This window comes from Kamptonema sp. PCC 6506 (genome assembly GCF_000180455.1).
In the GTDB taxonomy this organism is placed as follows: Bacteria; Cyanobacteriota; Cyanobacteriia; order Cyanobacteriales; family Microcoleaceae; genus Kamptonema; species Kamptonema formosum.
Window position 1 is genome coordinate 1 of sequence record NZ_CACA01000373.1, and the last position, 22,654, is coordinate 22,654.

A 22,654-nucleotide genomic window follows, 5' to 3' on the forward strand; every position below is an offset into this window, starting at 1 on the left:
GTTGTAACTAGAGGGACATAAATAAACGCTATAACTTGTAGGGTGGGCGCTCGCCGACTAAAAATATTGTAACTTATAACTAAAGATGGTTGGCGGCGAGCGCCACCTTAAAACTGCCAATTACCAATTACCAATTACCAATTACCAATTACCAATGAATGAACTAAACGCTGATATATTAGTAGTTGGCGGTGGCACAGGTGGCACTGCGGCAGCAGTACAAGCCGCCAGCCGAGGAGCAAAAACTATCTTAATTAGTGAATTTCCTTGGTTAGGAGGAATGCTCACGACAGCAGGCGTATCCGCACCAGATGGTAACGAATTAGCAGCTTTTCAAACTGGTTTATGGGGTGCATTTCTTAAAAAGCTTCAACAACAACCTGGAGGCTTAGATCGTGCCTGGGTCAGCTTTTTTACTTACGATCCTCGCATTGGTGCTGAAATTTTTGCAGACTGGGTGAAACAACTACCAAACTTATATTGGATTGCTGGACAAACACCCCAAGAAGTGTTAAAAAAAGGCCATAAAATTGTCGGCGTTCGCTTTGAAGATTTTACCGTCCACGCTCAAATCACTCTCGATGCAACCGAGTTAGGAGACTTACTAGCAATAGGCGAAATTCCCTATCGATGGGGTTGGGAATTTCAAGCTGAATGGGGAGAACCTAGTGCTCCAATTGCTCCTAATATTCTAACAGAAACCTATCCCGTACAAGCCCCTACTTGGGTTGTGATTATGGAAGATTTCGGCGCAGATGCGATTGCGCCAGAAATTCCTGCGCCACCGATAGATAATCCCAGTCAATTTGTAGATGCTTGGGATAACTATGGCCCAGAGAAGTTTCTCAATTATGGCCGACTACCTGGCAATCGATTTATGATTAATTGGCCAATACGAGGGAATGACTATGGAGAAGGAGTTAACCGTTTAATAGAATCGGAATCATCGAGGCGCGAATTTCTCCAAGAAAGTCTATGGCATACCCAAAGTTTTGCCCGTTTTATTCAAAATCAATTAGGTCGCCGCTACGGTTTAGCAGAGGATATTTTTCCCACTTTCAAAATGGTAAAATCGCAAGATGGGGAAATTTTTACCGATCGCCAATCACCAATTACCAATTACCAATCACCAATTACCAATTCTGCCTTTGCACTGCATCCTTACTATCGAGAAAGTCGGCGTTTGCAAGGATTAGATACAATTAAGGAACAGGATATTTTGCCGATCGCTTCTGGAAATGCCGCTTCTTTACCAGTTAATGCTAACGGAGAATGCCTAGCGATCGCGATCGCCAATTACGCCAACGATCACCACTACACCAGTGGCAATATCCCCCTACAACCTAAATCTCTCCGTTGGGGCGGTCGTTGGACGGGAACGCCCTTTACGATACCTTATACTTGCCTAATTCCGACTGAAACAGACGGCTTGCTTACGTGCGAAAAAAATATATCTGTTTCTCACATAGCTAACGGCGCAACCCGCCTGCAACCCGCAGTTATGGGCATTGGACAAGCCGCAGGGATGGCCGCCGCACTATGTATAGAAAGAGGTATTGAGCCCAGAGAATTGCCCGTGAGGGTGCTACAAGAGGCGCTATTACAAGATCCGATCGCTCCCGCCGCGATCGTTCCCCTCTTTAATTTGACACCTAATCACCCAGATTGGCTCTATTGGCAACGCTACTACCTCGATCGCCCCGCAGAGTATCCAGCTAGTGGAAATTGCCCTTGTAAGGGGAGCGGGGGGGCGGGGGAGCGGGGGGGCGGGGGAGCGGGGGAGCTCTTGAGCGGGGGAGCTCTTGAGCGGGGGAGCTCTTGAGCGGGGGAGAGGGGGAGCGGGGGAGAGGAAGAGGCTTTTTCCCCAATTACCAATTACCAATTACCAATTAACAATTACCAATTACTAATTACCAATTACCAATTCTCAGGAATTTTCCATCGCCGTAGCGAACAGGACTATGAACTGGCGATCGCATCTCCTCCAGCTTTAGCTGGTCAAACTTGGAGACTTGTCACTTTAGACCCTGAAGTTGATAGCTTCTTACAAACTTACGAAAGCAAGAAACCTCTCACCGTTTGCGGAAGACTTAACTTTGCCGGCCATTGGCTGCTGATAGAATCCGCAGTAATCTAATGGAGAGCAATTAGTTGAATATGACCGCATCAAATTAAGGAACACCGACGCTGTAAGGCTTTTTTTAGTAGAGATTGGTATTGCTTGTTATTGATGATGTAAGAGCCAAATCTTTCTAGGTGGGGGTTGGTCATCTGCGCGTCAAAGAGGACAAAAGAGCGATCGCGCAGCCGTTCTACTAATTTCACCATCGCTACTTTTGAGCCTTCGGGAATCCTGTAGAACATAGATTCACCAATGAATGCGCCGCCGATGACAATTCCCAGAATACCGCCTGCGAGTTCATCCCCTTGCCAAGTCTCGAAGCTGTAGGCCCAGCCTGCTTGGTTGAGAGCGTGGTAAATTTCCTTGAGTTGCGGGGAAATCCAGGTTTCCTCGCGGTTGGCGCAACCTTCAACTACGGCCTTAAAGTCGCGGTTAACGGCGGTGGTGAAGCGATTTTGATTGAGGGAACGGCGGAGCGATCGCGGATAGGTAAAGCGCTCATCTAAAGGAATTAGCGATCGCTCTCTGCTGGAATACCAATTTAAACTATCTTCACCTTCATTTGCCATCAGGAAATAGCCGGCTGCATATCCGTGGATGATTGAGTCAATATCTAGCTGCATCGCCATTCACTGGTATAATTGATTATACGTTTCAGTAAGCTTATCTGTTTAACGTTGTCCTGTAGCTTGCAAAAGCGTTATGAAAAGTTTTGATGCTTGCCCGATGCTGGAGAGTACCTTAAGAAAACTTCTCGATAAAACTGAGAAAACTTGGGGTTACTTCCAAATAAAAAAGAGAGACAATGTTTATATTTTACACCTTGCGGGCAGCAACGAAGATATGCTGATCTTCACTCCTAGTGAGGCCGCTCACTTGTATCGCCTTTATTGGTACGGTCATCCCGATCCTTCAGTGTTTGTAGAAACAAAATCTACTAAACTTTTTGATAAATCTACTCGTTCTTATCAAAGACATAAAGATTATCAAGTTTGTTACAAACTCAACTCCAACCCAGCAATTACTGCTGTTAATAAAATGTTGGCAGAGTTGATTAAAGAGCAGATGACTCTCTTTTACGCTCAAATGACAGGGAAAGATGAAAAAATGCCGATTGTTACTTTAGCTGCACAATAGTTTGTTAATTGTTAACTGTTAACTGTTAACTGTTAATTGTACTCCTTTGTTACTCCTAACCCGATGGTTGCAGTCAATGTCTGAACCGATAAATGCGATTACCTTACCTCCTGCCAAAAATCCGCAGCAGGAAGGGGAATGGTTGCAAGAAACCTTGCAGATATGGCTTGATTCCGAGTTTCTACCAGAACCCGTTAATTACCAAATTGCCCAAAGAGCTGCCCAAATCTATGTCCGCCAGCGGATGGAGGGTGAGAATGATTTGGGTTCTCTGGTAATTGCGATCGTTACGGAAATGCGGGCCTTTGACTTTTCTAAGAGTTTTTATGGCGAATTTGCGATCGCCAATGCTGTCAGCGACCTACTCCTCGATAGTCTGGGAATCGATCGCTGCTGCGGACAATGAAAGAAAATGGGAAAAATAGGGAAGATGGGGAGTTTTGAGTTTTGAGTTAAAAAGCCAGCAATTCTCCCTTCCCCTCTTCCCAAGCCAAACTACCAGCTTGACTTGACAACACCTGGAAGAAGACCTTGGTGAGCCATTTCGCGAATGACGTGCCGAGATAAGCCGAAGTCCCGGTAATAACCTCTGGGTCGTCCCGTAGCCCAGCAGCGATTCCGCAAGCGAGTCGGACAACTGTTCCGGGGTAGTTGTTGAATTTGGCGATGGATAGCAACTTTCTCCATCTGCGAGCCTGCGACACGGAATTGCTCCTTGAGGTCTTCCCGCTGGGCGGCGTACTTATCTACGAGCTTCTGCCGTCTTTTTTCGCGCTCGATCATGCTCTTTTTAGCCATGAACTGTTCTGGTATCCCTAAATAAAGTCAGTATTTTCCATTCTATCGCAGTTATGGACTGCCTGCTGTCGGCGGTAAGAGGAATAACTTGGGAACATCTCGATATTGCAGGAAGACCCCAGAAACCTGGTTTCTGTGTACTTCACTTATAGCAACCACCACAACGGTTAGGACACTCGCTCAGAGCATCGAACTTGACTCTCTTCCCCTCTTTCCCTTCTTTCCCTTCTTTTCCTTCTTTCCCTAGCCCCTAGCCCCTAGCCCCTAGCCCCTCTTAACCGCCTTGGCGGTTGCTATATTACCCACCAGCCAAAAACTTATCTAAATCCGGCACATCCACCCAAGTCCCAGTTACATTCGATTCGTGGGTCAAATCCATCAACAATTGAGAATAAACCCCCTCTTTCAAAGAAGGAACTAATGATTTGCCAGCATCTATTGCCTCAACCCACTTATCGACTACCCGCATAAATGCTGCAATTCTACCATCAGGATAAACTTGCGGAAACTCCAACCTTTCAGGAACTTTAATCTCCGCTAAAGATTCTCCTCCTTTACTTCCCCACAGACGAAAACCGTGTACATAATCCTGTTGATTATCGCTACCTAAAACTAACGTTCCATTACTTCCATAAACCTCTACCCAATGCCCGCGCCCTTGATAAGTAACAGAACTCAGACAAACTTGACAAGGCGTTCCGTCTGCTAATTCCAACATTAAAGTACAAGAATCATCAGCATCAACAGTTTTTAATTTACCGCCATCTTTGGGATCTGGGCGCGAGGTAATGCCTGTAATTAATTGCCCCGATAATCGCCGAATCGGGCCAAAAAGCCAACTAATATAATCAAAAGCATGGGAACCCGTCGCCCCTAACACACCGCCGCCTTTATCTTTTTGCGCGTACCAATTCCAAGGGCGAGAAGCATCGGCGCGACTCGATACTAACCAATCAATTTTAATTAACCGCTTTTCTCCTACATATTCCTCTGCTAACAATTCTGCTAGCATTTGCCAAGCTGGGATGAACCGAAACTCAAAATCCATCGTTGCCGTACAAGCTTTTGCTCTTGCCATTCGGTACAATTCTCTAGCTTCAATTGCTGTCAAAGTTGTTGGCTTTTCGAGTAACAAATGCTTGCCAGATTGCAATACTATTTTTGCCATTTCAGAATGCAAAAATGGTGGCGTTGAAATTGCCACTGCCTTGACTTCAGGCAAAGCCACTATATCTTCTATCGTATTAGCAGCATAAGGTATATTGTTAGCAGATGCGATCGCCTTCGCCTTATCTAAATCTCGATGATAAACAGCTACAACTTCCGTTCGTGGATGTGCTTGAAATGCGGGTAAATGTACTTTTTGACCGAAGCCAGTGCCTACAACGGCAATACTAATGGTAGATGACATAAGATAGTTATTTGAGAGAATAAATAGTAAGTAGGTAAATAATATAGGACTTAGGCATTACTTAGGTAACGCCGGCCTCTGGGAGGTCAAAGAACCGCCAGGAATTAGGCGTTACGGATAGTATACCAGCTATGTAATGCAGCTCTCTGGGGGGTATTGCGATCGCTCAGAGGGCTGTTGTACTGCGTGCGTAAGTCCTCAACTGAGGCTAATAGCGATCGCGATTTGTTGAATTTAACCTAAATTTAATCTATAATTAACCTTAATCCCTAGTCAGCAAAGTGACTAACCGTAGTTTTTTGAGTAATGAATTCAATATTTTTCAATTCTAGCGATTGGCAAAGTATAACTTTCAGGCTCAGTGTAGCTCTACTGGTCGGCGGCGCGATCGGCATTAACCGACAGCAACCAGGTAGACCGGCAGGCTTGAGAACTTTTATGATTGTAAGCTTAGGTGCAGCCATATTTGTCATGATTCCTTTGCAAATCGACAATGAAAATACCTCTTCCTCTACCAATGCTCTTAGCAGAACGCTCCAAGGTGTCGCTACAGGAGTAGGATTTCTAGGAGCCGGAATTATTCTCCAACAAAATCAGAATAAATTTGGTAGAACACAAGTTAAGGGGTTAACTTCCGCTGCTACAATTTGGCTAGCGGCTGGATTAGGAGCAGCCGCAGGTTGCGGTCTGTGGCGAATAAGCTTAATTGGAACAGTTTTTGCATTAGGAGTTCTCAGCGGAGTTAAGAAACTTGAGAAAGCTACTTTACTGCGCCGTCCTTATACTCAAAATCGCATCAAAACACGAGTGAAAGAAGCACCATCTAGCCAAGATATACAAGAGAAATAATTTAGAGGAAAATTAACTATGACCTATCTTGAAACTGCGGCAAAATTTTACAGTGAAGTTGCAGAAACTCCCCAAGTTGGACTTTGTTGCGTTCAAAGTAGTCCTTTGCAATTGCCAGGATTAATCATTCCTCAGTCAATGCAAGAGATGAATTATGGCTGTGGTACTACCGTCCACGCGGCGGAACTTGTAGGTAAACCAGTAGTTTTATATGTTGGTGTTGGCGGCGGTTTAGAAGCCTTGCAGTTTGCTTATTTTTCCCGGCGAAAAGCTGGAGTTATTGTTGTCGAACCTGTAGCCGCCATGCGAGAAGCTGCTCATCGTAACTTGCAACTTGCTGCTCAAGATAATGATTGGTTTGACCCTAGTTTTGTCGAAATTCGAGAAGGCGATGCTTTCGCTTTACCAGTAGCAGATGCTTCTGTAGATGTAGTAGCTCAAAATTGTCTATTTAATATCTTTGAACCTGCGGATTTAACTAAAGCTTTAAAAGAAGCTTATCGAGTATTAAAACCAGGTGGTAGATTGTTAATGAGCGATCCGATTGCTACTCGTCCTATTCCCCAACATTTGAGAGACGATGAACGATTGCGGGCGATGTGTTTATCGGGTGCTTTGACTTATGATGAATACGTACAACACCTGATTAATGTGGGTTTTGGTCAAGTGGAAATTAGGGCGCGGCGGTCTTATCGGTTATTGGATCGGGTGAGTTATAATTTAGATGCAGATTTGCTTTTAGAAAGTCTGGATTCTGTATCTTTTAAGGTATCAATTCCCGATGATGGGGCCTGTGTTTTTACGGGTAAAACAGCAATTTATAACGGGCTAGAAGAGTTTTTTGATGATGGAGAAGGTCATATACTTCAGCGGGGAGTTCCTGCGGCCGTGTGCGATAAAACTGCTGGGAAGTTAGGGGCGTTAATCCAGGATCGAGTGTTAATTACTGATTCAACTTGGCATTATAGTGGTGGGGGTTGTTGTTAGGTGTTTGATTAACAAAATAATGACAGAACTTAGGCAACTGGCACAATTAGTAGGGTGCGTCTGATACTACAACCCTGACGGTTTCGATCGATTTCTGTGTCTGACGCATCCTACAAGTAGATTCAAGTGTGACAATTGTGTAAGCCCTAAAAAATGAGATTGCCTATGCAGTTGAAAATCAATCCCTAATAGGGATTTAGTTTAATTGCGGCTCTAAAGCGGACATTGCTGGTTACGCTAAAGCAATTGTAGAGTTTCAATCCCTAATAGGGATTTAGTTTAATTGCGGCAACTGTCCCATTCTCAAGCTGCCTTCTGATGATGGTGTTTCAATCCCTAATAGGGATTTAGTTTAATTGCGGCTTTGCATTGGTCTTTGAAATGCCTGCTGTAGTGCCTGTTTCAATCCCTAATAGGGATTTAGTTTAATTGCGGCGCAAAACAAATGTCTAGCTTTATGGAAGGACTTGTATTCTATTTGGTTTCAATCCCTAATAGGGATTTAGTTTAATTGCGGCAAAATTCCCGTGATCGATAATACAGCCACGTGGAGTTTCAATCCCTAATAGGGATTTAGTTTAATTGCGGCTGATTCTCTGATAGTTTATCAATTGATTTCAGAAAAGTTTCAATCCCTAATAGGGATTTAGTTTAATTGCGGCGGAGGTTGTCACTACAGTTACTGATACCATTCCGTTGTTGTTTCAATCCCTAATAGGGATTTAGTTTAATTGCGGCTTATAGTCGGAAAGCACGGTTCAACTTTCTTATTGTTTCAATCCCTAATAGGGATTTAGTTTAATTGCGGCTTACCCTGATGTCCAATAATTCCAGTTATAGCCATATTTTAGGTTTCAATCCCTAATAGGGATTTAGTTTAATTGCGGCTTGAACTGTAACAGCTCCAGTTTGTCCAACCAAGTTTCAATCCCTAATAGGGATTTAGTTTAATTGCGGCAATAACAATAATAATTACCTTCTTTCAAGCCTGAAATATTCAGTTTCAATCCCTAATAGGGATTTAGTTTAATTGCGGCCCTCAGCAGAAATCTCTAAATATTGCAGCAGTTGGTTTCAATCCCTAATAGGGATTTAGTTTAATTGCGGCGCAAGTAGAAAATTTCTTTATTATCAAGGAAAAGCACGGTTTCAATCCCTAATAGGGATTTAGTTTAATTGCGGCTAGTTTATTTAGTTATTGTGTTTATAGGTTAGAAGTTTCAATCCCTAATAGGGATTTAGTTTAATTGCGGCTGATGCCAGTTAAATTAGGTACATCAGGCAAGGGAACGTTTCAATCCCTAATAGGGATTTAGTTTAATTGCGGGTAATACTCTTGAGAATGAACCTTGAATATTATCACGTTTCAATCCCTAATAGGGATTTAGTTTAATTGCGGCTCTAAATCTTGGGATAGGTTTCTTAAGCTTCGGTTTCAATCCCTAATAGGGATTTAGTTTAATTGCGGAAAGCAAATGGTACAGTCTTGATGATAGGGATGGTGGTTTCAATCCCTAATAGGGATTTAGTTTAATTGCGGCGCCGGTTTCTGAAAGCCTTACTATATTTAGTTTTCAAGGTGCGGTTTCGGGAATCTGATCTAAAAGTATCATTCCAGCCATCGACTTGTCAATACCCTCCTGCGATCTTTTTCTCAAATCCATACCCTGTAAAGGTTGCAGCCATTGCGGGAATCGTTTTTTTAGGTAAGGGGCATCAAACCCTTACAGCAGTTGCATTACAGCCGAAAAATTTGACACCCCAAAATTTACACCTACCGATTCCCGCAAACTAGACAAAATATACTCCTGTCTCAACCGTTAACAGTTAACAGTTAACAGTTAACCAAAATGCTTAATAATCGCATCCGCAAACTCCGAACACTTCAACTCAGGGACAGGCGGTTCCATCATTCGCGCCAAATCATAAGTCACTTCACCATTAGAAATCGCCGCCGCCAAACCCTTCTTAATCAACTCAGCCGCCTCCTGCCAACCGAGATATTCTAACATCATCACCCCCGACAAAATCAGCGAACCAGGATTAACCTTATCTAAACCCGCGTGTTTAGGTGCAGTCCCATGAGTTGCCTCAAAAATTGCACATTCATCCCCAATATTCGCCCCCGGCCCCATACCTAAACCGCCGACAATTGCGGCCGCCGCATCCGATAAATAATCACCATTCAAATTCATCGTCGCCAGAATCGAATACTCCGCCGGCCGCGTTTGAATCTGTTGGAAAATACTATCAGCAATCCGGTCATTGACCATGATCTTTTCCTTCCACTTCCCATCGCCATGACTTTCCCAAATAGCCGAGAGAACTTCCTCAACATCTTTGCAAATCTTGGCTTGCTTTTCAGGAGTTAAAGCATCATATCCCGGTTCAATCTGACGGGCATTATCTTCTAAACTAATCTCAGGATTCCGTTCCTTATTACTCAGAATCCAAGACTCCATCTCAGTCACGCACTCATTGCGAAACTCACTCTTTACCAATTCGTAACCCCAGTCACGAAAAGCACCTTCAGTGTATTTCATAATGTTGCCCTTATGCACTAAAGTCACCTGCTGCTTAGCCTTGGGCAACCTTAAAGCGTGCTTAATTGCCCGACGAATTAACCGCTGAGAACCTTTTTTACTAATCGGTTTAATCCCAATTCCCGAATCCAGAGGAATTTGTTTTTTCCCATGTTCAGGCGTAGCCGGAATTAACTCATTATTCAGCAAAGCAATTAATTTATTGCCGATTTCGCTGCCTTCTTTCCACTCAATCCCCAGGTAAATATCCTCTGTATTTTCCCGGTAAATAATCACATCCAGCAACTCAGGAGTTTTGTGCGGCGAAGGCGTTCCCGGATAATATTTACAAGGGCGAATGCAGGAATAAAGATCGTGATTTTGCCGCAAAGCTACATTCAGGGAACGAATACCCCCACCGATAGGAGTCGTCAAGGGCCCCTTAATTGCTACACCATATTCTTTAATTGCATTGCTAGTATCGGCGGGCAAATATTGGTAAGTACCGTAAACTTCGCAAGCTTCATCACCGGCATAAATCTTAAACCAATTGATTTTTTTCTTCCCACCGTAAGCTGTTTCTACCGCAGCGTCCATAACTTTCTGGGAAGCAGGCCAAAGGTCAACACCCGTCCCGTCGCCGCGAATGAAGGGAATAATTGGGTCGTCGGGGACGATGGGCTCCCCATCTTTGAATGTAATTTTAGAACCAGTTGTAGGGGCTGTAATTTTTTCGTACATACTTAGAAAGTGTGGATAGCAATGTTTTCTATTGTGTCACGACTTGGGAAATAGATATCAACAATTTATTTGAGATTTTATTTGTAATTTGTAGCATAGACAGCAGAAAAATCATTATCTTGTATTTTAGTTAAGGGGAAAGTGACAGTTGAATTTCTGAGGATTCTCCCAAAGCTTCATTAATTACTATTAATTTACCTTGACTATTACCTCCTAATTGTTGATTAGCATTGAGCAGTTCTATTCCGTAAATAGTTCCATCAGGAGCAATATCTATATTTAATTCTTCGCTAACTTGAACTGTTTCTACTTCTGTTGGTTTTTCTTTCAGGTAAATATAAGCAACATTGTATCTCGGATCGTAGGTCAGTTTCATAAGAACCTCTATTTAAAAATATTTGATAATTACAGTAATAACTAACCAATCTTCTGCAACCTTTTGAGCTATTGCTTCTACCTTCTTTGTAGCATATATCTTTCCTTGCCACTCTGCATTAAAGGGAAAGTTCCGCCTAAACCCCATTCTACCCAATTGAGCCGGAAATGTAGTACCGCTTTCGACCGTAGCAATAACTTCTGCCTCAGTTGCACCACGCTCAATTAATCTTGACTGAGCATGGGGATGTAGCCTAATGCTCATTTTTTTGCCTAACTAATTAATCAAGTAAAATTACTAAATTCCACCCCTCTTTACTCTTTCCGCATATTCTTCCTGACTACCCAAAGCGCAAACCAAATAATCAGAGAAAGCACTACAATCTTAGAAACAGGGCCCAAGTATTCATCAACTAAATCATAGTGATCTGCTAATTTATACCCCAGAAAAGTGAGAAAACTCACCCATAAAGTAGTGCCCAGAGTTGAGTAGATTAAAAATGGCACTAAGGGCATATTATTAATGCCAGCGGGTAAGGATATTAAAGTACGAACTCCTGGTACAAGACGGCATAAAAATACAGCTTTAGTACCGTGACGCTTAAACCACCTATCAGCTTTGTCGATATCGTGACCGGATACTGTAATCCATTTACCGTATTTATCAGCCAGATTTCGCAGACGTTCTTCGCCTAAGATTTTACCTGCATAGTACCAGGGAAATGCTCCTAAGACAGTACCAATTACTCCGGCCGCGATCGCGGGTGCAAACTGCATATCTCCTTTCGCGATCGTAAATCCTGCGAATGGCATAATTAATTCCGATGGAATCGGCGGAAAAAGATTTTCTAGAAACATCAAGAGTCCAATTCCTAGATAACCCAAGGATTGCATTGTATTAATTATCCACTCAGACATTTTTTTTAGTTAATTGTTAGTGGTTAGTGGTTAGTTGTTGGTTGTTACGTTGGTTGCTAATGCAATCTGAGGTGTTGCGAACGTAGTGAAGAAAACTAATACTATTTCTCTAAAATCATGCAAGACTCTTCGACCCCCCTAGCCCCCCTTGCAAAGGGGGGGACAAGAAGACTGTTGCATACTTTTTTGAAATTGGTATAAGTCCGAAGCAATCTCAATGGCCCTGCGATCGCTTCGCTTTGTCGCAATGACACCGTTAACAGTTAACAGTTAACAGTTAACCGTTAACAGTTAACCGCTAACAATTATGTGCCAGAAGTCCAAGAGTTCATGTACTCAATTTGTGCAGGAGTCAGGGTATCAATATTAATCCCCATTGCTTGCAACTTTAACCGTGCAATTTCTTTGTCAACATCAGCGGGGATAGAGTGAATACCGGCTTCCAATTTGCCTTTATTCTTGACCAGATATTCACAAGCCAAAGCTTGGTTAGCAAAGCTCATATCCATCACTGCGCTGGGGTGTCCTTCCGCAGCAGCCAAGTTAATTAAACGTCCTTCACCGAGTACGATTACTGACTTGCCATTCTTAAGGCGATACTCTTGAGTGAAAGGTCGCACAGTCCGCACTTCAGTAGCTTTTTCACCTAAAACTTTGAGGTCAATTTCAATGTCAAAGTGACCGGAATTACAAACCATTGCGCCGTCTTTCATTACGTCGAAATGTTCGCTACGAATGATGTGTTTATTGCCGGTAACTGTGATAAATAAATCTCCCACTGGTGCGGCTTCATCCATTGGCATGACGCGGAAACCGTCCATGACGGCTTCGATCGCGCGGATCGGATCGATTTCGGTAACGATCACATTTCCGCCCATACCGCGAGCCCGGAGTGCAGTACCTTTGCCACACCAGCCATAGCCTGCAACTACAATATTTTTGCCGGCTAACAGCACGTTGGTAGCGCGGATAATGCCATCTAAAGTAGATTGACCGGTGCCGTAGCGGTTGTCAAAGAAGTGCTTGGTATCCGCGTCGTTAACGTTCATTGCGGGGAAGGTGAGCACGCCGTCTCGGAACATGGCCCGCAGGCGGACGATCCCGGTGGTGGTTTCTTCGGTGGTACCGATCAGGTCGGAAATTTGGTTTTGACGATGTTGGATTAAACTAGCAACTACGTCGCTGCCATCGTCGATAATGATGTTGGGGCGGTGATCCAGGGCAATATTGACGTGGCGTTCGTAGGTGGCTGCGTCTTCGCCTTTGAGGGCAAATACTGGTATACCATAATCGGCTACAAGGCTAGCTGCTACGTCATCTTGGGTACTCAGCGGGTTGCTGGCGATCAGTACAGCGTCAGCGCCTCCGGCTTTGAGGGCGATCGCTAAGTGGGCCGTCTCAGTAGTTACGTGACAACAAGCCGCCAAGCGGATGCCAGTAAAGGGCTTTTCTTTGGCAAAACGGTCTCTAATTTGCCCCAAAACGGGCATTTCCCGGCCGGCCCATTCGATGCGTTGTTTTCCCAAGGGGGCAAGGGACAAGTCTTTGACTTCGTGCTTTAACTGGACAACTGTTGCCGTCATGTGATTTTTCAGAAAACGTTCAATGTTTAACTAGATTAACTCAGCGTGCAAAAAACTGGGAGAGCGAGCAAAGGATATTTGGATCTTTGAATCTCGATCGGCCCCTAGTCTGTAGTGGCGATCGCATTTGGCGCTGATTTTTTGGGTATCATCTTCCCAGGGTGCGATCGCACCTACAGATCCCGAAGACAAAAGCCCCGATCGAGTTCCCCGTCGCCAATTTTTAGCCTTCAGCCCTCAATAATTGATGTTTTTCACTGAATTTTTCATCAAACATGGTATTTTTTTTACATTTAGTAATATAAGGTTACAAAAAGTCATAAATTCTACGAGCGACATCATTATGAGTATCGTTATGATACGATATCGTACAAAATAATAACTACTTTCTTGAAGTCTTTGTAGTTTTTGGGTGTTTTCGCCATGTTAAAAAAGCTATTTCGGCAAAAAATTTTTAAGTTTCTGATCGGTGGTGGCGTAGCAGCAACAATAAATTTGCTTCTGATCTTTTGGATGATTGAAAAGCTAGGATTTAATACGCCTGTTTTACGCAATATCGCGAATGTAATATCAATTGAATTTTCGCTGTTAGCTAGTTTTTTCATCTATCGGATTTGGGTTTGGCCAGGAGGTGCGTGGACTATTCGAGAAGTATTGTGGCGACAAATTCCCTTGTACCATCTCTCGGCTGGCACTTCTGTCATTGCTCGCATCTTCCTTGTATTTCCTTTATTAGATTGGTTGAAAATCAATTATGCAGTTAATACCTTGATAGGTGTATTTTTGAGTGCGTCTATCAATTATTTAATCAGCGATCGATTAGTCTTTAAATCTCCCGTTCAATCTTCTAAGAGCCTACCCGATTTTTCTTCAGAAATATATTGTCCCGAAGGTTTAGCTCCTGCATTGGAAAATAGCTCTTCTCAACCAAGACAATATCAATTCCAAAAATTAACAAAAATCAAAGTTTTCTCAATTGTCATTCCTGCTCATAATGAAGAAGGTTGTATAGTCGAAACTGTTCAATCCATCACCCAATTACTAGAAGAAAAAGGGATTGATTACGAAATTATAATAGTTAACGATAACAGCCGCGATCGCACCGAAGAATTATCGCAGCAGCTAAATTCTCAAAATAGTAAAGTACGTTATATAAATAACTATTTGCCTAACGGCTTTGGTTTCGCTGTTCGCTGCGGATTAGAGAATTTTCAAGGAGATGCTGTCGCCATTGTCATGGCAGATAATTCTGATGCCCCGGAAAATATTATTGATTACTATTATAAACTGCAAGAAGGTTATGATTGTGTGTTTGGTTCTCGATTCATCAAAGGCGGTAAAGTTATTGATTATCCCACTCACAAGTTGCTCATCAACCGTTTAGCTAATTTATTTATTAAAATTCTATTTGGATTGAAGCTGAATGACACAACTAATGCCTTTAAGTCCTACCGCAGAGAAGTAATCGAAGGTATTTATCCTCTCCTATCTCATCATTTTAACTTGACAGTTGAAATGCCTCTTAAGTCCATTGTTCGGGGATATTCCTACACAATTATCCCGATCAGATGGCAAAATCGTAAAACAGGTGTATCTAAGCTAAAAATCAAAGAAATGGGAAGCCGCTATCTATTTGTGGTACTTTATATTTGGCTAGAAAAACATCTTTCTAGAGGAGATTATGTTCGCAAGCAACCTGAATTAAACAGCCTCAAAAAAATGAGATGATCGATCTTCATCAATCATTATTTAATCAAAAAATTGGTAGTTAAAAAAATGAATTATGCTATATAGTATAGTGATGTACGCAATACCAAATAGGTTCAATCTGATTATCTAGTTTTGTGGAAAATGACAATGCCTAGACTTTTACAAAGATTTGAAAGCTCTATTACTCATCAGTTATCTAAAACCCCGAAACTCGATGGACGTATCCTATTACTTGCAGTTTTAATTGTATATTTCCTGCCGATAGTTGTTGCTACAAGTTTTTTCTCTAATTACCCTAATTCATTGATTAAACTTCGTTTCATCTATCCATTAGTTCACAAGATGCTACCTCCCTTTGCCGATATGCGGGTAATCGCGGCTGGTGCTGAATGTATTCGATTAGGCTATGACGTTCTCGTTGAGAATCCCTGCGATCCTTGGAAGCGTCCGATGAACTATCCACGAATTTGGTCAATCCCTGCATCTTGGGGACTAGATCAAAGTCATACAGTTATTCTTGCCATCCTTTTCGGATTGCTATTTTTTATCTTAACCTTTGTTACTATCAAACGATTGAACTATATTGAAGCTTTGTTCTATGCACTAATTTTGTGTTCTCCTTCAGTAATGTTGGCTATAGAAAGGGGTAACAACGATCTAATTATTTTTAGTATTTTAGCTTTATCGTTACTAATAATGAAAAATAATGCCTTTATCTGGCGTTATTTCTCTTATATAATAATACTATTTGCTGCAATTTTAAAAATTTACCCCATTTTTGCTTTAATAACTTGTCTTAAAGAAAAAAAGCGAAATTTTACTTTTATTTTTATATCTATTTGGATCGCTTTTGGAATTTATATAATTACAGATTTGGAGAGTTTTAATCTTGTTAGTAAGACGACACCTAGAGCTACAAAGTTATCTTATGGGGGCAAGGTAATATTCGATATTATTTTTAATAATTTAGAGATATATTTTGATAATTTTTATAATGCTCAAATTCCCCAACTTTTTGAGAAAATCAAATTATTACTATTTGTCTTCACCATATTGTTATTCTTTTTCATGTCTTATTTATTAGCTAAGCGTACAGATGCTTTATCTCAAAATAATACACTCAATATCAATCAAATTGAAGCCTTTAGGATAGGAGCTAGTATATATATGGGAACTTTCTTAATAGGTAATAATTGGGACTATAGACTTATATTTTTATTATTTACTATTCCCCAAATCTTGGCTTGGTTAAAGACTGGAAGTCAGCTTACTTCCATCTCTAGTCTAGCATTAATGGCAATCATTTTAACCACTTGGTTGAGTAACCAAAGTCCCAAGATTTACTACTTAGATGAACTGCTCAATTGGTTATTGTTTCTATTCTTTACTTATGCGTTCATCTTAAGTTTACCAAAGTGGTTGAAAACTTATATATATTTTCAACCTAGAGAGTTTGAAACTAGCAATCAGTGAGGTAAAAAATATGAATAAACGAGTTTTGATAACTGGTGGTTCTGGATTTGTAGGCAGTTCCCTTGGTCTGGGACTAGCTCAACGTTATCCTGACTGGCAAATTACGGCCTTAGATAACCTAAAGCGACGGGGTTCTGAATTAAATTTACCCCGACTAAAGCAAGCAGGTATTAAGTTTGTTCATGGTGATATCCGAAATACAGAAGATTTAGACCCAGCGGTACTACAACCAGATTTAATTTTAGAATGCTCTGCCGAGCCATCAGTTTTAGCAGGATATGCTGCTCCTGGTTATGTCTTACAAACTAACTTAGTAGGAACCATTAACTGTTTAGAATTAGCTCGTCAAACTCAGGCAGATTTTATTTTTCTGTCTACAAGTCGGGTTTATCCCATTGCTTACCTCAATGCTATGGAATTTACAGAAGCAGAAACGCGCTTTCACCTCACAGAAAAACAGTCTTTATCAGGTGCATCCAGTCACGGTATTTCTGAAGAATTTCCTTTAGATAAAGCTCGCTCTCTCTATGGAGCGACCAAACTAGCCTCAGAATTACTGATTACTGAATATGCTGATGCTTACGGATTGAGAACTGTAATTAATCGCTGTGGAGTCCTCACTGGCCCCTGGCAAATGGGCAAAGTCGATCAAGGTATTTTTGCCTTGTGGATGGCATTTCACTACTTCCAAAAACCCTTAAAATACATCGGTTATGGAGGCACAGGTAAACAAGTCAGAGACTTTTTACACATAGCAGATTTACTAGACTTGATAGATTTACAAATTTACAATTTAGAAGCATTAAAAGGAGAGATTTTCAATGTTGGTGGTGGAATAAATAACACGCTTTCGCTTTATGAAACAACTCAGCTTTGCCAGGAGATTACGGGGCATAAAGTTCCGATCGATCCTATTGTAGAAAACCGCATCGGCGATGTTCCTATTTTTATTACAGACTCCCGCAAAGTGATTACTGCTACTGGATGGCAACCCAAAAGAGATGCTAAGATGACTCTGACAGAAATTTATGAGTGGATTTATGAATTTGAGGAATATGTCAGTGATATTTTTAATTAAAAAAGAGTTGGGTTTGGCTAGTGCTTCCCCCAACTTACAGTTAACGGTTAACAGTTAACCGTTAACCGTTAACAAAATTTAGTATTGAGGCACAGAAGGGTCAACTTCCTTACTCCAAGCAGTAATTCCACCCTTTACATTAATGCCGTCAATTCCAGCTTCTTTAAGGATGCCTAACGCCTTCGCGGATCTGCCACCCATTTTGCAATGTGCGATCAACCGATGGCCGTTCAACAATTCCTTAACCTTCTGAACACCGCCACCAGTTTCGAGATCTGGCAAAGGTACTAATACCGAACCGGGAATCTTAGCAATCTCATACTCGTTAGGATTGCGAACATCTAACAGCAGAAAATCACTCGCGCCGCTGTCGATTAACTCCTTAAGTTCCTTGACAGTCATCTCTGGAATTTCCATTTGTTGTAGATCCTCCTGTGCTTTTGCTTGAGGAATTCCGCAGAACTGTTCGTAGTCAATCAACTTCTCAATCTCTGGTCGCACTGGATTTGGCCGCAATTTTAACTCGCGGAACGTCATATCCAAGGCATTATAAAGTAACAATCTGCCGCTTAAAGTCTTACCTTGGCCTAAGATAATTTTGATAGTTTCTGTTGCTTGAATGCAGCCAACGACTCCGGGTAAAATTCCTAAAACACCGCCTTCCGCACAGGAAGGAACCATCCCAGGAGGAGGTGGTTCGGGGTACAAATCGCGATAATTAGGGCCATCTTGGTAATTAAAAACAGTAGCTTGCCCTTCAAATCTGAAGATAGAACCGTATACATTTGGCTTGTTCAGCAATACGCAAGCATCATTCACCAAATAGCGCGTCGGGAAGTTATCAGTACCATCCACGATGACATCATAAGGCGCGAGGATGTCGAGGGCATTTTCAGAACTCAAGCGAGTTTCGTAGAGGTCAACTTGACAAAAGGGATTGATTTCTAGAATCCTATTTTTAGCAGACTCAATCTTTGGCTTTCCTACCCAAGACGTTCCGTGAATTACCTGCCGTTGCAAGTTGGAACTGTCTACTATATCAAAATCTACGATGCCAATGCGCCCAATGCCAGCAGCAGCTAGGTATAGCAACAGGGGCGAACCAAGCCCACCAGTGCCAATGCACAATACGCTGGCAGCTTTGAGGCGTTTTTGCCCATCTAGCCCAACTTCTGGCAGGATTAAATGGCGCGAATAGCGTTCGTATTCTTCTTGTTTTAGTTGAATTTCACCCAGATTTGGATTTAGCATGACAGTTTATGTAGCGCAGCTCAATCTAAGATTATATCTAAATGTTTCGCATTACTTTGGCTATTTTAAATTTTCCTAATTATTTCTTAACCTGAGCTGATTGGAGGGTAATGATTTCCTCTGACTGAAAGTTACCCTCTCCGTCAAGGCTCCAATTGCGGAGGTCTTGGACTTTGCCTTGGTAAACTGAGGCTATGATGTAGGAGTATTGGGGCCAAGCTAAGGCGCGATCGCACTCGGAGGGAATTGCTGGATGTTCGGGGTGGGAGTGGTAAATGCCGATGATGGTAAGATGGCGATCGCGCCCCTGTTTCATCGCCTTTAACATCGCAGACGGCGCAATGACGAAGCGATCGCGCCTGCTACGCTCTAGCTTATCCCCGGATTCCATCTCTGGCAAAGCTTCCGCCACCTCTGGGTTCCAAGCATTTTCAGTTGGCCAAACTTCTACCAAGATTTTCACATCCCCAGCGATTTCTCCCATCAAGAAACCGCAACACTCATCAGGATAAGTGTTTTCTGCATGAGTCTGGATAGCTTGCAAATGTTTAGCAGTAACTTTTATAACCATATTTGATAACGCAAGGAAAAGGAAAAAGGAAGAAGGAAGAAGGAAGAAAAATTTAGTTATCTAGGAGATAAGGAAGAGGGAAGAAGGAAGAAGGAAGAGGACTCGCTTAGCGCCCGATTTCAACGTCTTCGAGAATGCCAAGTGCGTCAGGTACTAAGACGGCTGCGGAGTAGTAGGCAGTAATTAGGTAAGAAGCGATCGCCTGTTCGCTAATACCCATAAATCTCACCGACAAACTCGGTTGGTATTCATCCGGGATACCCGTTTGGTGTAGTCCGATTACACCCTGATCTTCTTCTCCAGTCCGCAATATCAGAATAGAACTGGTCTGGTTCTTAGTAATTGGAATCTTATTACAGGGAAGAATGGGTACATTGCGCCAAGTAATTACCTTACTCCCATTCAGATCGATGCTTTCCGTTGAGATACCCAGACGGTTGCACTCCCGACTAAAAGCCGCAATGGTTTTAGGATGAGCTAGGAAAAACTTCGATTTCCGACGACGGGTAATCAATTCATCTAGATCGTCAGGGGTAGGGGGGCCGCTGCGGGTGTAGATCCGCTGTTTCAGGTCAGCATTGTGTAGCAACCCAAATTCACGATTATTGATCAAGTCGTGTTCTTGCCGTTCCCGCAATGCTTCAATCGTCAGCCGCAGTTGTTGTTCCGTCTGATTCATCGGTTCGTTATACAGATCGGAAACGCGAGTATTGATTCGCAATACAGTTTGAGCAATGCTTAACGGATATTCGCGGGGGGAGAGTTCGTAATCTACAAAAGTCCCTGGTAACTGGGTTTCCCCAACATGACTCGCAGACAAGGCGATCGCAGCTTCCCCGTACTTATTCTGTGGTTGTTGGGCACTAATTCTCACCTGTTCAACGTGAGTCTGCAACGCCTCTGACTGGTTGAGCACTTCCAGAAATGCCTGTTGCGGTAGCGCCAATACCGTGCATCGGGTGACAGCCTTGATGGTGAACTTCCAAGTGCTTTCCGGTTCCAACAACGCCCGATCGCCGAAATGGTCGCCATCTGCTAGCCTATCCAGCAGAGCTTCCTCGCCATACTTGCCAGCAACAGTTTTATTAACTTTGCCATGAGCGATCGAGAACAAGCGATCGGCTCTCTGACCTGACTCTACGATGATGTCACCAGGTGCAAACTCCTGTTGCACAAACCTACTCGCTAAGGCGCTCAATACCTCAGTGTCGTTAAACCCTCGCAGCAATGGCAACTGACAAAGTTCTTGGGGAATTACTTCAACTACCGTTCCGGTGTTGGCGAAAGTTAGCCTGCCATCAGCCACCGTATAATTTAACCGACGGTTCAACCGATAAGTGCCACCCTTTGTCTGCACCCAAGGCAACATCTTCAACAACCACCGAGGCGTAATTTCCTGCATTTGCGGTGCAGATTTGGTTGTTGTTGCCAAATTTCTGGCGGCGGCTGTTCCCAAACTCAGTTGGGGTTGCTGACCTTCAACATCTAAACCGCGATCGTTAGAATACGTCATTACCTCATCCTTTACTAACAAAAGTGCCTACTCAAAGAGTTAAGAGGTTAAGGCAATAACACTTCGATCGATAAGTTAATTACGCTTAAAATCGAGCGTAATTACTTATTGACAAAAGTCGTTTACCTTAACCTCTCTCAGGAATGTTTAGCGCCCGATTTCGACATCTTCGAGAATACCGAGTGCGTCTGGGACTAGCACGGCTGCGGAGTAGTAAGCAGTAATCAAGTAGGAGATGATCGCCTTTTCGCTGATGCCCATAAAGCGGACAGACAAGCTAGGTTGGTATTCATCGGGAATACCAGTTTGATGTAAACCAATCACCCCTTGTTTTTCCAAACCAGTGCGGAGTAAGAGAATGGAACTGGTGCGGGTATTGCTGATGGGAATTTTATTGCAGGGGAATATCGGTACACCGCGCCAAGCCGTCACTTGAGCGCCGTTCATATCTATGCTGGTGGGATAGACACCCAAACGGTTACACTCGCGACCGAAGGCTGCGATCGTGCGGGGGTGAGCTAGGAAGAATGCTGGCTCTTTCCATACCGTTGCTAGCAATTCGTCTAGGTCGTCGGGGGTAGGTGTACCGCTACGGCTGTAGATGCGTTGTGTGAGGTCGGCGTTGTGCAGTAACCCAAATTCCCGGTTGTTGATCAACTCGTGTTCTTGACGTTCCCGTAATGCTTCGACTGTCAGCCGCAATTGTTGCTCGGTCTGATTCATCGGTTCGTTGTAGAGATCCGCTACGCGGGTGCTTACTCGCAACACCGTTTGAGCGATGCTCAACTCATATTCGCGAGGGGAAAGGTCGTAATCAACGAAGGTTCCTGCCAAGGGAGTCTCTTCACGATGACCCGTCGCTACCTCAATGGAGGCCTCACCTTGGGCAGTCTGTGGCTGTCTGAGGCGATCGCGGAACTTCTCAACATGAGTTCTCAATGGCTCAGACTGAGCGAGCGACTGCTCAAATGCCTGCTGGGGTAGTGACAACACGATGGTGTTGGTAATAGCCTTGAGCGTGTATTGCCAGGTATCCTCCGACTCCACCACAGTTTCATCGCCGAAATGGTCGCCGTCGGCGAACACATCTAATACGATTTCCTCGCCATACTTACCAGTACCAATTTTATTTACCTTGCCATGAGCAATGAGGATCACGCGATCGGCAGATTGACCCAGCTCAACGATCGTGTCGCCAGCGGCGTACTCTTCCTGTAAAAACTGGTTTGCCAAGACAGTCAACACATCAAGGTTGTCAAACCCTCTCAGTAAGGGCAACTCAGTAAGTTCGTGGGGAATCACTCGCACCGTTGCGCCAGTGTTGGTAAAAGTCAATTTTCCATCACCGACGGTATAACTCAACCGACGGTTAACGCGATATACACCACCCTTAGTCTGCACCCAAGGCAATAATTTCAACAACCACCGGGATGTAATTTCCTGCATCTGCGGTGCAGATTTGGTTGTTGTTGCCAAATTTCTGGCGGCGGCTGTCCCCAAACTTAATTGGGGTTGTTGACCTTCAACATTTGCACCAGGATCGTTAGAATATGTCACAAATTAATCCTCTATTTTCTAGTTACTAACAAAATTAAATCGGTTTTACTTAACCGAT

Annotated in this window: 21 protein-coding genes and 1 CRISPR repeat array; of the genes, 8 read left to right on the plus strand and 13 right to left on the minus strand. The window is 43.0% G+C overall.

Annotated features, from left to right (window positions below):
• Positions 1-154: 154 nt before the first annotated feature.
• Positions 155-1,822: an FAD-dependent oxidoreductase gene (locus OSCI_RS27090; protein WP_234708839.1), complete on the plus strand. Its 1,668-nt coding sequence runs from the start codon at positions 155-157 to the stop codon at positions 1,820-1,822.
• 344 nt (positions 1,823-2,166) lie between these two features.
• Here OSCI_RS27090 and aat read toward each other — a convergent pair whose 3' ends face one another.
• Positions 2,167-2,745, minus strand: coding sequence for a leucyl/phenylalanyl-tRNA--protein transferase (gene aat, locus OSCI_RS27095; protein WP_026103797.1), 579 nt, complete (start codon positions 2,743-2,745; stop codon positions 2,167-2,169).
• A 79-nt stretch (positions 2,746-2,824) separates the two neighbouring features.
• On the opposite strand from aat, the gene OSCI_RS27100 reads away from it, so the two are divergent.
• Both OSCI_RS27100 and OSCI_RS27105 read left to right on the plus strand, forming a co-directional pair.
• Positions 2,825-3,259: a hypothetical protein gene (locus OSCI_RS27100; protein WP_007358439.1), complete on the plus strand. Its 435-nt coding sequence runs from the start codon at positions 2,825-2,827 to the stop codon at positions 3,257-3,259.
• 76 nt (positions 3,260-3,335) lie between these two features.
• Entirely contained in the window at positions 3,336-3,665 is a 330-nt protein-coding gene (locus OSCI_RS27105; RefSeq protein WP_007358440.1) for a hypothetical protein, read from the plus strand.
• An 89-nt stretch (positions 3,666-3,754) separates the two neighbouring features.
• On the opposite strand, the gene rpsN is transcribed toward OSCI_RS27105, so the two are convergent.
• Both rpsN and OSCI_RS27115 read right to left on the minus strand, forming a co-directional pair.
• Complete coding sequence (gene rpsN, locus OSCI_RS27110; protein ID WP_007358441.1) at positions 3,755-4,057, minus strand: 30S ribosomal protein S14; 303 nt, start codon at positions 4,055-4,057, stop codon at positions 3,755-3,757.
• 298 nt (positions 4,058-4,355) lie between these two features.
• Positions 4,356-5,468: a Gfo/Idh/MocA family protein gene (locus OSCI_RS27115; protein ID WP_007358442.1), complete on the minus strand. Its 1,113-nt coding sequence runs from the start codon at positions 5,466-5,468 to the stop codon at positions 4,356-4,358.
• A gap of 306 nt (positions 5,469-5,774) precedes the next feature.
• Between OSCI_RS27115 and OSCI_RS27120 the strand changes: the two genes are divergently transcribed.
• Entirely contained in the window at positions 5,775-6,317 is a 543-nt protein-coding gene (locus OSCI_RS27120; protein WP_007358443.1) for an MgtC/SapB family protein, read from the plus strand.
• 18 nt (positions 6,318-6,335) lie between these two features.
• Entirely contained in the window at positions 6,336-7,304 is a 969-nt protein-coding gene (gene arsM, locus OSCI_RS27125) for an arsenosugar biosynthesis arsenite methyltransferase ArsM (RefSeq protein ID WP_007358444.1), read from the plus strand.
• A gap of 175 nt (positions 7,305-7,479) precedes the next feature.
• A CRISPR array of direct repeats spans positions 7,480-8,845; the repeat unit is 37 nt; unit sequence GTTTCAATCCCTAATAGGGATTTAGTTTAATTGCGGC.
• 300 nt (positions 8,846-9,145) lie between these two features.
• Here the strand turns inward: arsM and OSCI_RS27135 are convergent.
• The 6 genes from OSCI_RS27135 to OSCI_RS30485 form a co-directional block, all read right to left on the minus strand.
• Positions 9,146-10,567: an NADP-dependent isocitrate dehydrogenase gene (locus OSCI_RS27135; protein WP_007358445.1), complete on the minus strand. Its 1,422-nt coding sequence runs from the start codon at positions 10,565-10,567 to the stop codon at positions 9,146-9,148.
• A 130-nt stretch (positions 10,568-10,697) separates the two neighbouring features.
• Positions 10,698-10,943: a DUF2283 domain-containing protein gene (locus tag OSCI_RS27140; protein ID WP_007358446.1), complete on the minus strand. Its 246-nt coding sequence runs from the start codon at positions 10,941-10,943 to the stop codon at positions 10,698-10,700.
• Between the two features lie 12 nt (positions 10,944-10,955).
• A complete protein-coding gene (locus OSCI_RS27145) occupies positions 10,956-11,207 on the minus strand; it encodes a hypothetical protein (RefSeq protein ID WP_007358447.1) in 252 nt (83 codons plus the stop codon).
• A 50-nt stretch (positions 11,208-11,257) separates the two neighbouring features.
• Positions 11,258-11,860 carry a DedA family protein gene (locus OSCI_RS27150; RefSeq protein WP_007358448.1) on the minus strand — a complete coding sequence of 201 codons (603 nt, stop codon included), beginning with the start codon at positions 11,858-11,860 and terminating at the stop codon, positions 11,258-11,260.
• 305 nt (positions 11,861-12,165) lie between these two features.
• Positions 12,166-13,443: an adenosylhomocysteinase gene (gene ahcY, locus OSCI_RS27155; protein WP_007358449.1), complete on the minus strand. Its 1,278-nt coding sequence runs from the start codon at positions 13,441-13,443 to the stop codon at positions 12,166-12,168.
• A gap of 30 nt (positions 13,444-13,473) precedes the next feature.
• Positions 13,474-13,635 carry a hypothetical protein gene (locus OSCI_RS30485; RefSeq protein ID WP_019487606.1) on the minus strand — a complete coding sequence of 54 codons (162 nt, stop codon included), beginning with the start codon at positions 13,633-13,635 and terminating at the stop codon, positions 13,474-13,476.
• A 231-nt stretch (positions 13,636-13,866) separates the two neighbouring features.
• Here OSCI_RS30485 and OSCI_RS27160 point away from each other — a divergent pair, with 231 nt between their 5' ends.
• From OSCI_RS27160 to OSCI_RS27170, 3 genes are all read left to right on the plus strand, one after another.
• Entirely contained in the window at positions 13,867-15,171 is a 1,305-nt protein-coding gene (locus OSCI_RS27160) for a glycosyltransferase (RefSeq protein ID WP_007358451.1), read from the plus strand.
• A 129-nt stretch (positions 15,172-15,300) separates the two neighbouring features.
• Positions 15,301-16,626, plus strand: a complete 1,326-nt coding sequence (locus tag OSCI_RS27165) for a hypothetical protein (RefSeq protein ID WP_019487605.1) — start codon at positions 15,301-15,303, stop codon at positions 16,624-16,626.
• Between the two features lie 10 nt (positions 16,627-16,636).
• Entirely contained in the window at positions 16,637-17,704 is a 1,068-nt protein-coding gene (locus OSCI_RS27170) for an NAD-dependent epimerase/dehydratase family protein (protein WP_007358453.1), read from the plus strand.
• 78 nt (positions 17,705-17,782) lie between these two features.
• On the opposite strand, the gene moeB is transcribed toward OSCI_RS27170, so the two are convergent.
• The 4 genes from moeB to OSCI_RS27190 all read right to left on the minus strand — a co-directional run bounded on the left by moeB (position 17,783) and on the right by OSCI_RS27190 (position 22,596).
• Complete coding sequence (gene moeB, locus OSCI_RS27175) at positions 17,783-18,955, minus strand: molybdopterin-synthase adenylyltransferase MoeB (RefSeq protein ID WP_007358454.1); 1,173 nt, start codon at positions 18,953-18,955, stop codon at positions 17,783-17,785.
• A 79-nt stretch (positions 18,956-19,034) separates the two neighbouring features.
• Positions 19,035-19,526, minus strand: a complete 492-nt coding sequence (locus tag OSCI_RS27180; RefSeq protein WP_007358455.1) for a Mov34/MPN/PAD-1 family protein — start codon at positions 19,524-19,526, stop codon at positions 19,035-19,037.
• A 106-nt stretch (positions 19,527-19,632) separates the two neighbouring features.
• Positions 19,633-21,039 (minus strand): family 2B encapsulin nanocompartment shell protein, encoded by a 1,407-nt coding sequence (locus tag OSCI_RS27185; RefSeq protein WP_007358456.1) that lies wholly within the window; start codon positions 21,037-21,039, stop codon positions 19,633-19,635.
• A 147-nt stretch (positions 21,040-21,186) separates the two neighbouring features.
• Positions 21,187-22,596 (minus strand): family 2B encapsulin nanocompartment shell protein, encoded by a 1,410-nt coding sequence (locus tag OSCI_RS27190; RefSeq protein WP_007358457.1) that lies wholly within the window; start codon positions 22,594-22,596, stop codon positions 21,187-21,189.
• Between the last annotated feature and the right edge of the window lie 58 nt (positions 22,597-22,654).

What these genes read in the sequence shown, in the direction of transcription:
- OSCI_RS27090 (WP_234708839.1), top strand. Translation starts at nt 155, where the DNA reads ATGAATGAACTAAACGCTGATATATTAGTAGTTGGCGGTGGCACAGGT.
- aat (WP_026103797.1), bottom strand. Translation starts at nt 2,745, where the DNA reads ATGCAGCTAGATATTGACTCAATCATCCACGGATATGCAGCCGGCTAT.
- OSCI_RS27100 (WP_007358439.1), top strand. Translation starts at nt 2,825, where the DNA reads ATGAAAAGTTTTGATGCTTGCCCGATGCTGGAGAGTACCTTAAGAAAA.
- OSCI_RS27105 (WP_007358440.1), top strand. Translation starts at nt 3,336, where the DNA reads ATGTCTGAACCGATAAATGCGATTACCTTACCTCCTGCCAAAAATCCG.
- rpsN (WP_007358441.1), bottom strand. Translation starts at nt 4,057, where the DNA reads ATGGCTAAAAAGAGCATGATCGAGCGCGAAAAAAGACGGCAGAAGCTC.
- OSCI_RS27115 (WP_007358442.1), bottom strand. Translation starts at nt 5,468, where the DNA reads ATGTCATCTACCATTAGTATTGCCGTTGTAGGCACTGGCTTCGGTCAA.
- OSCI_RS27120 (WP_007358443.1), top strand. Translation starts at nt 5,775, where the DNA reads ATGAATTCAATATTTTTCAATTCTAGCGATTGGCAAAGTATAACTTTC.
- arsM (WP_007358444.1), top strand. Translation starts at nt 6,336, where the DNA reads ATGACCTATCTTGAAACTGCGGCAAAATTTTACAGTGAAGTTGCAGAA.
- OSCI_RS27135 (WP_007358445.1), bottom strand. Translation starts at nt 10,567, where the DNA reads ATGTACGAAAAAATTACAGCCCCTACAACTGGTTCTAAAATTACATTC.
- OSCI_RS27140 (WP_007358446.1), bottom strand. Translation starts at nt 10,943, where the DNA reads ATGAAACTGACCTACGATCCGAGATACAATGTTGCTTATATTTACCTG.
- OSCI_RS27145 (WP_007358447.1), bottom strand. Translation starts at nt 11,207, where the DNA reads ATGAGCATTAGGCTACATCCCCATGCTCAGTCAAGATTAATTGAGCGT.
- OSCI_RS27150 (WP_007358448.1), bottom strand. Translation starts at nt 11,860, where the DNA reads ATGTCTGAGTGGATAATTAATACAATGCAATCCTTGGGTTATCTAGGA.
- ahcY (WP_007358449.1), bottom strand. Translation starts at nt 13,443, where the DNA reads ATGACGGCAACAGTTGTCCAGTTAAAGCACGAAGTCAAAGACTTGTCC.
- OSCI_RS27160 (WP_007358451.1), top strand. Translation starts at nt 13,867, where the DNA reads ATGTTAAAAAAGCTATTTCGGCAAAAAATTTTTAAGTTTCTGATCGGT.
- OSCI_RS27165 (WP_019487605.1), top strand. Translation starts at nt 15,301, where the DNA reads ATGCCTAGACTTTTACAAAGATTTGAAAGCTCTATTACTCATCAGTTA.
- OSCI_RS27170 (WP_007358453.1), top strand. Translation starts at nt 16,637, where the DNA reads ATGAATAAACGAGTTTTGATAACTGGTGGTTCTGGATTTGTAGGCAGT.
- moeB (WP_007358454.1), bottom strand. Translation starts at nt 18,955, where the DNA reads ATGCTAAATCCAAATCTGGGTGAAATTCAACTAAAACAAGAAGAATAC.
- OSCI_RS27180 (WP_007358455.1), bottom strand. Translation starts at nt 19,526, where the DNA reads ATGGTTATAAAAGTTACTGCTAAACATTTGCAAGCTATCCAGACTCAT.
- OSCI_RS27185 (WP_007358456.1), bottom strand. Translation starts at nt 21,039, where the DNA reads ATGACGTATTCTAACGATCGCGGTTTAGATGTTGAAGGTCAGCAACCC.